This window comes from Cellulomonas sp. plas2 (genome assembly GCF_057221735.1).
Genome location: NZ_CM170155.1, coordinates 707,221 through 721,089 on the forward strand (window position 1 = coordinate 707,221; position 13,869 = coordinate 721,089).

Genomic DNA, 13,869 nt, shown 5'->3' on the forward strand with positions numbered 1-13,869 from the left:
GCTCGGGACCGCCGGTGCCGCGGCGCTCGGCACCGGCCGGCGCCGCGGCGCTCGGGACCGGCCGGTGCCGCCCGGGGCGGATCAGGAAGAAGGCGTCAGAGGCGGCGGGTGTCGTACCGGTGGCCGTGCTCGCGCAGGCGGCCGACGAGCACCGTCCCGAGCGCGGTCGCCGGCGTCAGGGACCCCGCCCGGTCCGGCAGGCGCGCCTCGTCGAGCGCCAGCGCCAGGGCCGTCTGCCCGAGCATGACGGCGGTCGCCGCGTACCCCGGGTCGCCGTGCCCGGCGACGCGGCCGGCGTACGTGCTGCCGTCCTGCGTCGTCGCCAGCAGGTGGTGCCGGAACCAGCCCGCGGTGCGCGTGGCCTCGTCGGGACCGTCGCCGGGAGCGGGGAGGAGGCGGTCGACGAGCGGCCGGATCGGGGGCAGCGACAGCGCGCCCACGAGCGCCCCGAGGCCGAGCGTCACGCCCACCGCCCCCGCGGCTCCGGCGAACCCGCGACCGGTGTCCATCCGCTCCGCGTAGCGCAGGCCGCGGCCGTACGCCCAGCCCGTCAGCGCGTTCGACCGGCGGACGACCCGCGTGTTGAAGGACGCCATGAGGAACGGCGCCGTCCACCGCCCCCGCCGCAGCCCGGGGCGGGCGTGGTCCGGCGGCTGGGCGACGGGCGGCTCCGCGGCCCGGTCGGGGGACAGCGCGTAGGGGTCGCGGGTGAGCCGGGCGGCGGCCGGGTTCGCGCGGGAGGCGTCGAGCACGCCCCGCATCGACGCCACGGTCCCGCCGGAGAACCCGCCCTTCGCGGCGACGAGCACGGTCACGTCGGTGAGGCCGCTCGCACCGTCGGCGCGGGCGGCCTCGTGCAGCAGCAGCACCGACAGGTCCGAGGGGACCGAGTCCCAGCCGCACGCGTGGACGAGCCGCGCACCGGTCGTGCGGGCGACCGCGTCGGTGGCGTCGGCCGCGGCCCGGACGAAGGGCGCCTCGCCCGTGAGGTCGGCGTAGTGCGTGCCCGCGGCGGCGCACGCGGCGACGACGGGCAGCCCGTGACGGGCGTAGGGGCCCACGGTCGTCACCAGCACGCGCGTCGCGCGCGCCAGCCGCGCGAGCGCCGCGTCGTCGCCGACGTCGACGACGAGCGCCGGCCAGTCCTGCGCGGGCGGCGGCAGGGTCCCGCGGACCTGTGCCAGGCGCTCCGCCGACCGCCCGGCGAGCGCGACCCGGAGCCCGGGTGGCGCGTGCCGGGCGACGTGCGCGGCGACGAGCCGCCCGACGAACCCGGAGGCGCCCAGCAGGACGAGGTCGTGGTCGCGCGCGTCGTCGCCCATGCCGCCCGACCGTAGCGGCGGGCCGCCCGCGCCGCCGCCCCTCCGCCGGTCGCGCCGCATCCCGGCGTAGGCGGCAGGATGCGGCGCATGAGCGACACCGGGACCACCCCGCCGGCAGCACCCGCCGACGTACGCCCGTCCACCGGGGGCCCGTCCGGCGGAGGGGCGTCGTCGGAGGACACCGTGCTCGTGGTCGGGGCGGGCATCTCCGGGCTCGCCGCGGCCCGCGCGCTGGCCGCGGCCGGGGTGCCGGTACGCGTCGTGGACCGCGGGCGGGCACCCGGGGGACGCATGGGCGGGCGGCGGCTCGAGGGCCGGCCCGTGGACCTGGGCGCGTCGTACCTGACGGCGGAGCCGGGGTCCGCCTTCGACGCCGTGGTGCAGGACTGGGTGGGTCGCGGGATGGCGCACCCGTGGACGGACACGTTCGCCGTGGCGGGCCCGGAGGGTCTGCGCAGCACGACGAGCGGCCCCGTCCGGTACGGCGCCGCGGGTGGGCTGCGGTCGCTCGTCGCGGACCTGGCCACCGGCGTCGCGGTCGAGGCCGGCCGGACGGTCCGCACGGTCGAGCCGGGTGGCACAGCGGGTGGCACGGCGGGTGGCACGGCGGGTGGCACGGCGGGTGGCACGGCGGGTGGCACGGCAGGTGGAGTGGCGGGTGGCGCGGCCGGCGCAGCGAGGGGTGGCGCGACCGGCGCGGCGGCCGACGGCGAGCCGTACCGCGCCGTGGTGCTCGCGATGCCCGACGCGCAGGCGCGGCGTCTGCTCCCCGCCGGCTCGTCCGCCGCCGAGGCGCTGGACGCCCGGCCCGCGTGGGAGCCCGTGGTCGCCGTGGCGCTGGGTTTCGACCGGCGCGCATGGCCCGCGGACCTGCACGGGGCGTTCGTGCACGACAGCGACGTGCTGTCCTTCGTCGCCGACGACGGCGACCGCCGCGGCGACGGCGCGCCCGTGCTCGTCGCCCACACCACCGCGGAGCTCGCGGCCGCCCACCTCGACGACCCGCAGGGAGCGGTCGGTCCGGTCGTGCGTGCGCTGACCGCGATGCTCGGGCTGCCGGACCCCGCCTGGACGCACGCCCACCGCTGGACCTTCGCGCGTCCCGCGGAGCCCACCGATGCGCCCTTCCTGCACGCCGACGGGGTGGGGCTGTGCGGGGACGGCTGGGCCGCCCGCCCGTCGGTGCAGGGCGCCTGGATCTCCGGGGACGCCCTGGGCCGGGCGTTCGCCTGCTAGGGTGACACCCGTAGTCGCTGTGAATCGCACGTCATGACCGCTGCGGACTCGCCGGACATGGCCGAGCCTCGCGCTTCACGCCCTCAGCTGGGGTGGCGGACGACGACCCACCGTGATCACCGGTCTCGGTCGTCGGGATCGTCCTCACCCAGAAGGAGGCCATCATGGCCACAGGTACCGTGAAGTGGTTCAACGCCGAGAAGGGCTTCGGCTTCATCAGCCCGGACGGCGGCGGCCCCGACGTCTTCGCGCACTACTCGGCCATCGCGGCGGACGGCTACCGTTCGCTCGACGAGGGCCAGAAGGTGCAGTTCGACGTGACGCAGGGCCCCAAGGGCCCGCAGGCCGCGAACATCACGCCGGCCTGATCCTCGCAATCACCGGCTGATGCACCTCTGACGGCGCCCCTCGGGCGCCGACCAGGCATCCGGAACCCCCGACGACCCTCGGTCGTCGGGGGTTCTGCCGTTCCCGGAGCCGCTGGGTAACGGCGCGGGTCGCCCCGGGTCCGGGGACACCGCAGCCCCCCGGTCGGGGCGACCGGGGGGCTGCGGGCAGAGCGGGGAGGGCTCAGACGGGGCGGTAGGACTGCACCATCGGGCACTCGAAGGGGTTGCGCGCGGCCAGGCCGACGCGGTTCAGGTACCGCACGACGATGCGGTAGGACTCGACGAGGCCCGTCTCGGTGTACGGCACGCCGTGCTCGGCGCAGTGCGCCTTGACGATCTCGGCGGCGCGCTTGAGGTGCGGGCGGGGCATGCTCGGGAAGAGGTGGTGCTCGACCTGGTAGTTCAGCCCACCCATGAGCGACCGGATGCCGGCGCCGCCGCGGATGTTGCGGGACGTGAGCACCTGCTTGGACAGGAAGTCCAGCCGGCTGCCCTCGGGGACGATCGGCATGCCCTTGTGGTTCGGCGCGAAGGACGCGCCCATGTACACGCCGAACACCGCGAGCTGCACGCCGAGGAACGCGAACGCCATGCCGACGGGCAGCAGCCACAGGACGAGCGCGAGGTAGAGCGCCAGCCGACCCGCGAGCAGCGCCAGCTCGAACGTCCGGCTGCGGCTGCGCTCGGCGGCCCACAGCGAGCGGATCGAGACGACGTGCAGGTTGAGGCCCTCGAGCAGCAGCAGCGGGAAGAAGGCCCAGCCCTGCACCTTCGTCAGGTGCCGCAGCGGCCCGCGGACCTGCGCGGCGTCCTCGGCGCGGAAGACGACGGTGTCCGGGGAGATGTCCGGGTCCTTGCCGACCTGGTTCGGGTTGGCGTGGTGACGGCTGTGCTTCGACATCCACCAGGTGTGGCTGATCCCGACGACGCCGTTGGCCAGCGCGCGGCCCAGGCGGTCGTTCGCCCGGCCCGACGTGAGCACCTGGCGGTGCGACGCCTCGTGCGCGACGAACGCGACCTGCGTCAGCACGACGCCCAGCCCCGCGGCGACGAGGAGCTGGAACCACGAGTGCCCGAGGAGCACCGACCCGACGACGAGCCCGACGAGGGCCGCGCCCAGGAGCACTAGCAGGCGCACGTAGAAGCCGCGCGTCCTGGTCAGCAGCCCGGCGTCGCGGACGGCCTGCGAGAGGGCGGCGTACGAGCCCGTGGCGGCGGCCTGCGCGCGGCCGGAGCGGGTGGTGGCGGGCCCGCCTGCGGGCACGGGGGTGGACAGGGCCGTCATCGGCGCCTCCGTCGGTCGGTCGACTTCCCAGCCGGGGGGGTGAGCGGTCGCTCGACGTACGGATGTCCCCAGGGTACGTCCGCCGCCTGTGGGCGCGCCTGGTGGGAGACGGAGGTCACCGCCGCCTGTGCGCCGGGCCCCGCCCGCGGGGGAGGATGGCCGCCGTGACCCTCGACGTGAGTGCCGAGCCCGTGCGCCGCCTGCGGTGCGCCCTGTTCGTCGACTTCGACAACGTGTACATCGGCCTGCAGCGGCTGGACCCCGCGGCGGCCGAGTCCTTCGCGGGGTCACCCGGCCACTGGCTCGAGGCCCTGACCGCGGGCAGCGACGCCGACGGCGACTTCGAGCGGCGGTTCCTCGTCCGCTCCTGCTACCTCAACCCGTCGGCGTTCTCGCAGTTCCGCCCGAACTTCACACGGGCCGGGTTCAGCGTGGTCGACTGCCCGTCGCTGACCCAGCAGGGCAAGAGCAGCGCCGACATCAACCTCGTCCTCGACGCCGTGGACGCGCTCGCCGCCGGCACGCGGTACGACGAGTTCGTCATCCTGTCCTCCGACGCCGACTTCACGCCCCTGGCTCTGCGGTGCCGCGCCTCCGACCGCCGCGTCACCATCGTGACCGCAGGCCCGGCCGCCAGCGCGTACCGCGCGGTCGCGGACACGGTCATCACCGCCGACGAGCTGCTCGGGCTCCTGCTGCGCACGGACGACGACCTCCTGGCCGCCGCCCCGCCGCTCGTCCCCGCGGTGCCCGTCACGGGCAGCGCGGGCCGGGGCCAGCGCGGGTCCGGGCGCGGCGGGTCAGGGCGGTCCGCCGCGGCGGGGGCGCCGACCGGGGGTCCGAGCAGCCCCGCCGCCGGCGCATCGGCCGGCGCTGTCGGGCCCGCGGAGCGTCGGGGCGACGAGCCCGGGCCCGAGGACCCGACGACCGCGGCGGGTGCCGGCACGGCCGGTCGGGGCGGGCGGGCGTCCGACGAGCGCACCCCGGAGGCGCGTGGGTCCGACGAGCGGACCCCCGACGAGCGCACCTCCGACGAACGGGCGTCCGACGTGCGTGGCTCCGATGCCCGGACGTCCGGCGGCGTGCCCGCCGCCGAGCCCGCGCCCGACGGGGCGGCCTACCGGTCCGGGCGGCTCGAGCGGCCGACGGGCGGTGCCCGGTCCGCCGGCGCCCGGGCCGTCGCGCGGGCCGTACGGGCGGCGGACCGCCCGCTCAACGGCGGTCCGCTCGCGCAGCGGGCGCAGGCGGCGGAGCCGACCCTCGTCCCGGGCTGGGCCGGCGCGGGCGGCTTCTTCCCCTGGCTGGCGCGGGAGCTGCCCCAGCTGTCCGGCGCCCAGGGCTTCGTGTGGGACCCCGAGCGCTTCAGCGAGGCGGACCTGCCCGGCGCCGCGCCGGTCGACCTCCCGCCGCTGCAGCGGCAGGTGGTCGAGGTGACGGACATCCCCAACCTGCCGACGGAGCGGTACCGGGTCCTGCTCACCGCCCTGGCCGACGACGTCGCCGCCCACCGGTTCGAGCGCACGGAGACCGCGCGGCGCGTCCGCGACGCCTGCCAGGCGGCGGGGGAGGCCATCGGCCGCGGCTCAGTCAACACCGTCATCGCCGGCGTGCTGTACTCCGGCCTCGACCTGGCGGCCCGGCCCTCGGCGGCCGACGTCGCCGACACCTGGGCGGACAACGTCGTCGGGCTGTGCCGCGGGGCGCGCATGGACCTCTCGCCGCAGGACGTCGCCGCCATCCGCGGCTGGGTCGGCGGCGGGCTCGCGCGCCGCTGAGCGGCGGCGCCGTCAGGCGCGCGGCGGTGCCGTGGTCCCGCGCTCGACGAGACTCGTCGGGAGGCGGACGTGCGTCTCGGCGACCGGCAGGCCGTCCAGCAGGGCGACGAGCAGCCGGATCGCGGCGGCCCCCATCTCCTGGATGGGCTGCCGCACGGTGCTCAGCGGCGGGGTCGTGCGGGCGGCCTCGGGGACGTCGTCGAAGCCGATGACCGAAAGGTCGCCGGGGACGTCGAGGCCGAGCTCGCGGGCGACCTCGAGCGCGGCGATCGCCGAGAGGTCGTTGGCGGCGAAGACCGCCGTGGGCCGGTCGGGCGACGAGAGCAGGTCCCGCAGCGGGCCGCGGCTCGACTCCTTGCGGTAGTCCCCGGGCCGGACGAGCGCGGGGTCCACGGCGATCCCGGCGGCGGTCAGCGCCTCCCGGTAGCCCTCCTCGCGCAGCCGTGAGGACTCGAGGTCGGCGCGTCCCGCGACGAAGCCGATGCGCCGGTGCCCCAGGCCGAGCAGGTGCTCCGTGGCCAGGACGGCGCCCCGCAGGTTGTCGGAGTCGACCGTCGGCAGCCCCGACGGGCCGGCGTGCGGGTCGATGGCCACCACCGGGACGCCGCCGTCCGGGTCGACGACCGTCGGCGTCACGAGCACGGCGCCGTCGATGAGCGTGCCGCTCAGCCGCGACAGGTAGCGCCGCTCCCAGCCGGCGCCGCCGCTCTGGTGGCCGCCGGTGTACGCCAGCAGCTCGTACGGGGTGTCCGCCAGGCCGGCCGCGGCGCCCTTGAGGATCTCGGCGCTGAAGGGCTCGAACTCCGCGACGAGGATGCCCAGCACGTGCGTCGTGTGGGACCGCAGGCTCCGGGCGACGAGGCTCGACTCGTACCCGAGCTCCTCGATGACCTCGTTGACCTTGACGGACGTGGCCTGCGCGACGCCGTAGCGGCCGTTGATGACCTTGGAGACCGTGGCCACGGACACGCCGGCGGTCCGCGCGACGTCAGTGATCGTGACCCGGGGTGCCATGGGGCGGATGGTACTCGTGCGGGGCACGCCGATGAATCGGTTTCGACAACGTTTACCCACCGCGCCGGTGGAGCGGCACCGCAGGTGCGTGGCGGTGCGCCGTCCCCGCGTTCCGCCGAGACGACGTCAGGGCGTCGGCGCGTCGTCCTCGCCCGCGTCGGGCACGGGCTGGGACTGCTCGAGGAGGTCGGCCTCGGCCGCCCCGTCGGTCGGCGCGGACGGCGCGTCGCGCGTCTCGGTCGCGACGACGTCGGCGTCCTGCTCCAGCAGGTCGGCCTCCGACGCCGAGCCGAGGGCGTCGTCGTACCCGGTGCTCTCGGTCATGTCCTGCTCCCCTCGGTCGGCGGCGCGGCCCGTGCGGGTCCGCGCCGCCGTCAGCGTGGCCCGGCAGGGCCGGACGCGCCACCGGTGGGCACGAGCCGTGCGGCGGAAGCGTTGCGGTGGGAGCCGTCTTGTGCGAGCCGTGCGGTGAGAGCCGTGCGGTGGCCGGGCGACGCTCGCGGCGGCCGTGCCGTCAGGCGTTCTCGCGGCGGAACGTCGCCGTGCCCCACCAGACCGCGGCGGCGAAGAGGCCCAGCGCCCAGACCGTCCCCCACAGCAGCGTCGAGGACGCCAGGTCCCCCGCGAAGGACGTGCGGACCCCGTCCACCACCCACCGGATGGGCATGAAGTCGCTGGCGGTCTGCAGCCACGCGGGACCGATCGTCATCGGCAGGAGGATCCCGGACAGCAGCAGCACCGGCAGCATGACCATGTTGATGACCGGTGCCATGACGTCCTCGGACTTCGTCGTCAGCGCCAGCGCGTTCGACGCCGCCGCGCACGCGCCGCCGAGCAGCAGCGTCAGCAGCACACCGAGCACGAGGCCCCCCACGGACGCGTCCATGCCGAGCGCGAAGCCCAGCCCGACGAGGATCAGCGCCTGCACGAGCAGCTGCAGCAGGTCGCGGTAGAGGCGGCCCACGAGCAGCGCGGTGCGGTTGGCGGGGGTCACGCGCTCGGCCTCGATGACGCCCTCGCGCCACTCACCGATGAGCGAGAACCCGGCGAAGAACGCCCCGAAGACCCCGAGCTGGACGAGCATCCCGGGCACGAAGAACGTGTAGGCGTTCGTCGCGCCAAGCTGCCCGATGAGCGGTTCGAGCAGGGGACCGAAGAGCAGCAGGTACAGCACCGGCTGCAGCATCCCGATGATGACCCACGCCGGGTTGCGCAGGTTCATGCGGAGCTGGCGGCGGAAGACGATCCCGCTGTCCCGCAGGAAGCGCCGGGCCGAGCCCAGGGGCGGCACGTCGGCGGGGCCGGCGGAGGGGGCGCTCGCGCCGACGGGCACGGTCGAGGTGGTCATCGCAGCGCTCCGGTGGTCGGGGTGGACGTGGACGCCGTCGGCGCGGAGGGCGTGGGGGTGGGCTGCGGCACGGTGGTGCTCCCGGGGGTGGTGCTGCTGCTGCTGGTGGTGCTGCTGGTGGTGCTGCTGGTGGTGCTGCCCCGAGCGGCCGCGTCCGGCGACGAGCCGCCCGTGTCGCGCAGGGACCGGCCCGTGAGCGCGAGGAACACGTCGTCGAGCGTCGGTCGGACGACCTCGATCGAGGCGAGGGCCACGCCGGCGGCGTCGAGCTCGCGCAGGAGGCCCGGCACCGCCCGGCCGGCGCGGCGCACCCGGGCGCGCACGTGCCGTCCGTCCTGCTCGACGACGCCGCCCGACGACGACGGACCGGGAGTCGCACCGGGACCTGCACCCGCACCCGCTCCCGCCTGCGCGACGAGGCGTTCCAGCCGCGCCGCGGCCTCCGCGCGCTGGGCCGGGTCCTCCACCTCGAGGTCGACGAGGTCGCCCGCCACCTGCTCCTTCAGCGCCGCCGGGGTGTCGGACGCGACGACCCTGCCGTGGTCGATGATGACGATCCGGTCGGACAGGGCGTCGGCCTCGTCGAGGTAGTGCGTCGTGAGCAGCACGGTCGCGCCGCGCCGGTCGCGCAGCCCGCGGATGTGCTCCCACAGGTTGGCGCGCGCCTGCGGGTCCAGGCCCGTCGTCGGCTCGTCGAGGAACACGAGGCGCGGCTCGTGGACGATGCCCATGACGATGTCGAGGCGACGCTTCTGGCCGCCGGACATGGTGCGCGGCGTGCGCGTCCACAGCCCCTCGAGGTCGAGCTGGCTGAACAGCGCGCGACCGCGCTCCTCGACGACCCGGCGCGGCAGCCCGTAGAGCATCCCGTGGTCGACGACCTCGTCGCCTGCGCGCGCGCCGCTGAAGGCGCCGCCCGCCTGGGAGACGTAGCCGATGCTGCGCCGCACCTGCTCCGCCTGCGTCGCGACGTCGTGCCCGGCGACCGTCGCCGTGCCCGCGGTCGGCCGCAGGAGCGTGGTGAGGATGCGCAGCGTGGTGGTCTTGCCCGCCCCGTTCGGGCCGAGGAAGCCGACGACCTCCCCGTCCTCGACGTCGAGGTCCACGCCGTCGACGGCACGGACCTCGCTCGTCGTGCGGCCCTGCCGGGACCGGAACGTCTGCACGAGCCCGCGTGCTCGGATCATGCCTGTCCTCCTCGTCGGCGCGCCGCGGCCTGCCCGCGCGGCGCTGTCGGAGGGGTGGACCGGCGGCGGGGCCCGGACTCATCGGCCTCGCGCTCGCGGGTGCCGTCCGGCCCGGGCCGGCTCAGCCGGGGCCGCCCCGCGTCAGCGGGCGAGCGGCTCCCGCAGCGTCGCGAGGTCCTCGAGCGCGCCGAGGGGGTCGTCGCCCACGGGCATGAGGACGGAGCAGTCGAGGCCTGCGGCGGACAGCGCGGACAGCCGGGCGCGGACGTCCGACGGCGTCCCGGCGAGGGCGAGCTGCCGCACCCAGGCGTCGGGCATGCGCCGCGCGAACGACTCGGGCCCGTCGACCTCGGCGCGCAGCTCGGCCAGCCCGTCGGCGAACGGCAGGGGCGCCAGGTGCGGGGCCCAGTCCGGCTCGCCGACCCAGCGCAGGCCCGGGCGCGCGGCGGCGAGGGCGCGCGCGGCGTCCTCGTCGACCGAGGTCACGTGGTACCCGACGACGCGGTGGGGCCCGGTCGCCGCGATCTGCTCCCGCGCCGCCCGGACGTACTCGGGCGTCACGGGCTCCGCCAGCACGGTGCCGTCGAGCACCCGGCCCGCCAGGGCGAGGGACCGCGGGCCCCGCACGCCGGCCAGGAGCCGCGGGGGCACCGCGGGCACCGCGGACGGGTCGAGGGCGACGGCGTCCAGGTCGACGCCCGCCGCGTGCAGCGTGACCGTGCGACCGGCGAGCAGGTCCCGCACCGCGGTCGTCCACGCCTCGAGCAGGCCCAGGGGCCGGGCCGGCCAGGCACCCGCGGACCGCATCCAGCCCGGCATGCCGTGCCCGACGCCGACGTCCACGCGGCCCGGGAAGAGCGCCGCCAGCGTGGCCACCTCCATCGCGGCGAAGGCGGCGTTGCGGGCGGCGGCGGGCAGGATGCCGACGCCGACCCTGATCCGGGCCGTGGCCGCCAGCACCGCCGCGGCCTGCGCCACGCCGCCCCGGAACCCGAGGTCCTCCACCACCCACAGCTCGTCGAACCCCAGCCCCTCGGCGCGCCGCGCGTAGGTCAGGACGTCCGCCGCGGGCAGGTCGCGGGGGAGCAGGACGGCGAGGTCGTGCCGGAGGTGCTGTGGGCGGTCCTGCGGGCGGTCCGGGGGGAGGTCCTGCTGCAGGTCCTGCTGCAGGTCGGGCGTGGGACCCTGCGGAGGCGGCACGTCGCGACGCTAGCAGGGCGGCCCCGCTCGACGGGCGGGACCTCGTGCGCCCTGCCTATCGTCACGCGGTGACGACCCTCTCCGCGCGCACCGGCCCGTCCGCGCCCGCCCGGCCGGACGGGGCGGCGGACCGCACGTCCGGCACCCCGCCGCGCTCGCGGCTGCGCACCCTGGACGGCCTGCGGTTCCTGGCCGCCGTCGGGGTCGTCGTCTACCACTGGACCGCCCGGGAGAGCACGGCGTGGGGTGAGGCGTCGGGGGACCAGCTGCCCGCCGTGGGGTCCGTGGCGATCTACTTCTCGCTGGCGCCCGAGCTGTTCTTCGTCATCAGCGGGTTCGTCATCCTCTGGACGGCCTGGGGCCGGTCAGTGCCGGCCGTCGTCGCCTCGCGCGTGGCGCGGCTGTACCCCGCCTACTGGGCGGCCCTCGCGCTCACCGGCTTCCTCCTGCTCGTGCTGTGGCCGCAGGGCAAGGACGTCTCGCCCGGTCAGGTGCTGGTCAACGCGACGCTGCTGCAGTCGGTCGTCGGCGTGGACCACGTGGACGGCGTCTACTGGACGCTCTGGGCCGAGCTGCGGTTCTACCTCCTGGTGGTGCTGCTCGTGGCCGTGGGGCTGACGCGGCGGCGGGTGCTGGCCTTCGCGGCGGTGTGGCCGGTGGTGGCCGTGGTCGCCGCGCGGCAGGACTGGAGCCTGCTCGACACCCTCACGGTCGGGCAGTACGCGCCCTTCTTCGCCGGCGGCATGGCGCTGTTCCTCGTCTGGCGGGACGGGCACGCCCTCGTGCCGTGGCTCGTCGTCGTGGGCAACGCAGCGCTCGGCGTGTGGAGCGCGGCCCTCGGCAAGGGGAGCACCCTCGACCGGACGACGGCGTTCGACGCGGACCCGGTCGTGCTGGCGCTGGTCTCCGTGGGCTGCTTCGCCGCCGTGGCGGTGGCGGCCCTCACGCCGCTGGCGCGGTTCGACCGGCCCTGGTTGACGTCCGTCGGGGCGCTGACGTACCCCCTGTACCTCGTGCACCTGTTCTGGGGCTGGTGGGTGATCGACCTCGTCGAGCCGCACGTGCCGGCGGCCGTGGCCGTGCTGCTGGCAGCCGCGGTCTCGCTGGCCCTCGCAGCGGCGATCCACCACGGGGTGGAGAGGCGGCTCAACCCGCCGCTGCGCCGCGCCGTGGAGCAGGGGCTGACGGCCGTCGCGCAGCGGCTCCCGCGCTCCCGCCGGCGGTCGTCCGCCGGTTCCGCCGACTGATCGGGCCGGACCCCTCAAGCGGGTGGACGTCCCCGCCGATCCTCCCGCCGGGGACGTCCAGACCAGGGCGGCCCGCTGCAGGGGCGTGCGCAGGGGCGCACTTGGAGGAGGACCGCCATCATGTCCGCACCGACCGTCGCGACCGCACCCCGCGTGCCCGGGGCTCCGGGCCGAGGCGCCCGCCACAGCCCGCTGGCCTGGCTCCAGGACCGCGGGGTGCGCCTGCAGGTGCTGGTCGCCGTCTCGCTCGCGGGCCTCGTCGCGGTGCTCGTCGGCGTCGTGGGCATCACCGCGCTGGCGGCCAACGACGCGCGGACGACGGCGCTGTACGAGCAGAACTTCGCCGGGCTGCAGGACGCGGCAGGCGTGCGCCGGGCGACGCTGTCGATGCGGCTGAACGTCGTCAACTACGCCGTCTCGGGCAGCGAGGCGGACCGCGAGAAGTACCTGCGCACCCTCGACGAGGACGAGGAGGCCCTGCGCGCCGGCCTGGCGTCCCTCACCACCCCGCCAGTCGACGAGCGCACGCTGTCCCTCGTCGCGGACTACGAGGCGGCGCTGGAGCAGTACCTGACCATCCGCGACGAGCAGATGCTCCCGGCAGCCGACGCGGGCGACCTCGACGCGTTCCGCACGGCCCGCGACGAGACGGCCGCGCCGGTCATCGCCGCGATGACGGACGACCTGCAGGCCCTCGTCGACGGCGAGAAGGCTCAGGGCCAGGCGGCCTCGGCCGACGCGCACGCGCTCTTCCTGTCGAGCCGGACGCAGATGCTCGTGGCGCTCGTCGTCGGGATCGTCGTGGCGCTCGGGGCGGGGCTGCTCGTCGCCGGGTCCATCGCCGGCCGGCTCGCCCGGGTCCGGGACGTGGCGCAGGCGGTCGCCCGCGGCGACCTCACCCGCTCCAGCGGCGTGACGTCCGGCGACGAGGTCGGCGCCGTCGGCGTCGCGCTCGACGAGGCGTCGGCCGCGCTGCGGGGGCTCGTCACGACGATCGAGGCCTCCGCGTCCTCGCTGGCGTCGGCGTCGGAGGAGATGTCGGCGACCTCGCACCAGATCGCCGCCGCGGCGGAGCAGACCGCGGACCAGGCCGGCGTCGTCTCCGCGTCCGCCGAGCAGGTGTCCCGCAACGTGCAGACCGTGGCCGCGGGCACGGAGCAGATGGGCGCCTCCATCCACGAGATCGCGGAGAACGCGGCGCGGGCGGCCGAGGTCGCCCGCCGGGCGGTCAGCGACGCCGCGGAGACGACGGCCACGATGACCCGGCTCGGCGACTCCTCGCGCGAGATCGGGGACGTCGTCAAGGTCATCACCTCCATCGCCGAGCAGACGAACCTGCTGGCCCTCAACGCGACCATCGAGGCCGCGCGCGCCGGGGAGGCCGGCAAGGGCTTCGCGGTCGTCGCCGGGGAGGTCAAGGAGCTCGCGCAGGAGACGGCGCGGGCCACGGAGGACATCGCCCGCCGCGTCGACGCCATCCAGTCCGACACCGCCGGCGCCGCCGCCGCCATCGGCCAGATCAGCGGGGTCATCGACTCCATCAGCGACTTCCAGTCCACCATCGCCGCGGCGGTGGAGGAGCAGACCGCGACGACGAGCGAGATGACCCGCTCGGTGGCCGAGGCCGCGACGGGCTCCGGCGAGATCGCCCGGACCATCGTGCAGGTGGCGGAGGCCGCCGGGTCGACGACGCAGGGCGTCGGCGAGTCGCAGCAGGCCGTCCAGGAGATGGCCCGCATGTCCGCGGAGCTGCGCACGCTCGTCGGGCGCTTCCAGGTCTGAGCAGTCCGAGCAGCACCCGGTCCACGTCGGCCGGAACGGGTCCCCGACGGACCTGCGCCGGCCGTCGTCGTTGTGGCGGGCGAC

The 13,869-nt window shown here is 76.4% G+C and carries 12 protein-coding genes; 5 read left to right on the forward strand and 7 right to left on the reverse strand.

The window, feature by feature from the left end:
* Positions 1–95 precede the first annotated feature (95 nt).
* On the reverse strand, positions 96–1,322 hold the full coding sequence (locus tag AC2TDM_RS03175; protein WP_090033378.1) for a saccharopine dehydrogenase family protein: 1,227 nt from the start codon (positions 1,320–1,322) through the stop codon (positions 96–98).
* Between the two features lie 87 nt (positions 1,323–1,409).
* Between AC2TDM_RS03175 and AC2TDM_RS03180 the strand changes: the two genes are divergently transcribed.
* Both AC2TDM_RS03180 and AC2TDM_RS03185 read left to right on the forward strand, forming a co-directional pair.
* On the forward strand, positions 1,410–2,558 hold the full coding sequence (locus AC2TDM_RS03180; RefSeq protein WP_090033380.1) for an NAD(P)/FAD-dependent oxidoreductase: 1,149 nt from the start codon (positions 1,410–1,412) through the stop codon (positions 2,556–2,558).
* 164 nt (positions 2,559–2,722) lie between these two features.
* On the forward strand, positions 2,723–2,926 hold the full coding sequence (locus AC2TDM_RS03185) for a cold-shock protein (RefSeq protein WP_090033382.1): 204 nt from the start codon (positions 2,723–2,725) through the stop codon (positions 2,924–2,926).
* Between the two features lie 202 nt (positions 2,927–3,128).
* On the opposite strand, the gene AC2TDM_RS03190 is transcribed toward AC2TDM_RS03185, so the two are convergent.
* Entirely contained in the window at positions 3,129–4,232 is a 1,104-nt protein-coding gene (locus AC2TDM_RS03190; protein ID WP_090033383.1) for a fatty acid desaturase family protein, read from the reverse strand.
* A gap of 164 nt (positions 4,233–4,396) precedes the next feature.
* On the opposite strand from AC2TDM_RS03190, the gene AC2TDM_RS03195 reads away from it, so the two are divergent.
* Entirely contained in the window at positions 4,397–6,007 is a 1,611-nt protein-coding gene (locus AC2TDM_RS03195; RefSeq protein WP_484635801.1) for an NYN domain-containing protein, read from the forward strand.
* 12 nt (positions 6,008–6,019) lie between these two features.
* Here the strand turns inward: AC2TDM_RS03195 and AC2TDM_RS03200 are convergent, their stop codons facing one another.
* The 5 genes from AC2TDM_RS03200 to AC2TDM_RS03220 all read right to left on the reverse strand — a co-directional run bounded on the left by AC2TDM_RS03200 (position 6,020) and on the right by AC2TDM_RS03220 (position 10,756).
* Positions 6,020–7,021, reverse strand: a complete 1,002-nt coding sequence (locus AC2TDM_RS03200) for a LacI family DNA-binding transcriptional regulator (RefSeq protein WP_090033387.1) — start codon at positions 7,019–7,021, stop codon at positions 6,020–6,022.
* 126 nt (positions 7,022–7,147) lie between these two features.
* Positions 7,148–7,345, reverse strand: coding sequence for a hypothetical protein (locus AC2TDM_RS03205; RefSeq protein WP_090033389.1), 198 nt, complete (start codon positions 7,343–7,345; stop codon positions 7,148–7,150).
* Positions 7,346–7,535: 190 nt separating this feature from the next.
* Positions 7,536–8,369, reverse strand: a complete 834-nt coding sequence (locus AC2TDM_RS03210; RefSeq protein WP_090033391.1) for an ABC transporter permease — start codon at positions 8,367–8,369, stop codon at positions 7,536–7,538.
* Entirely contained in the window at positions 8,366–9,556 is a 1,191-nt protein-coding gene (locus tag AC2TDM_RS03215) for an ATP-binding cassette domain-containing protein (protein ID WP_090033392.1), read from the reverse strand. Before AC2TDM_RS03215 ends, AC2TDM_RS03210 begins: the two co-directional genes overlap by 4 nt.
* Before the next feature lie 141 nt (positions 9,557–9,697).
* A complete protein-coding gene (locus tag AC2TDM_RS03220; RefSeq protein ID WP_484635802.1) occupies positions 9,698–10,756 on the reverse strand; it encodes an LLM class flavin-dependent oxidoreductase in 1,059 nt (352 codons plus the stop codon).
* 68 nt (positions 10,757–10,824) lie between these two features.
* On the opposite strand from AC2TDM_RS03220, the gene AC2TDM_RS03225 reads away from it, so the two are divergent.
* Complete coding sequence (locus tag AC2TDM_RS03225; protein ID WP_484635803.1) at positions 10,825–12,003, forward strand: acyltransferase family protein; 1,179 nt, start codon at positions 10,825–10,827, stop codon at positions 12,001–12,003.
* A gap of 120 nt (positions 12,004–12,123) precedes the next feature.
* Complete coding sequence (locus AC2TDM_RS03230; RefSeq protein WP_484635804.1) at positions 12,124–13,785, forward strand: methyl-accepting chemotaxis protein; 1,662 nt, start codon at positions 12,124–12,126, stop codon at positions 13,783–13,785.
* Positions 13,786–13,869: the final 84 nt, after the last annotated feature.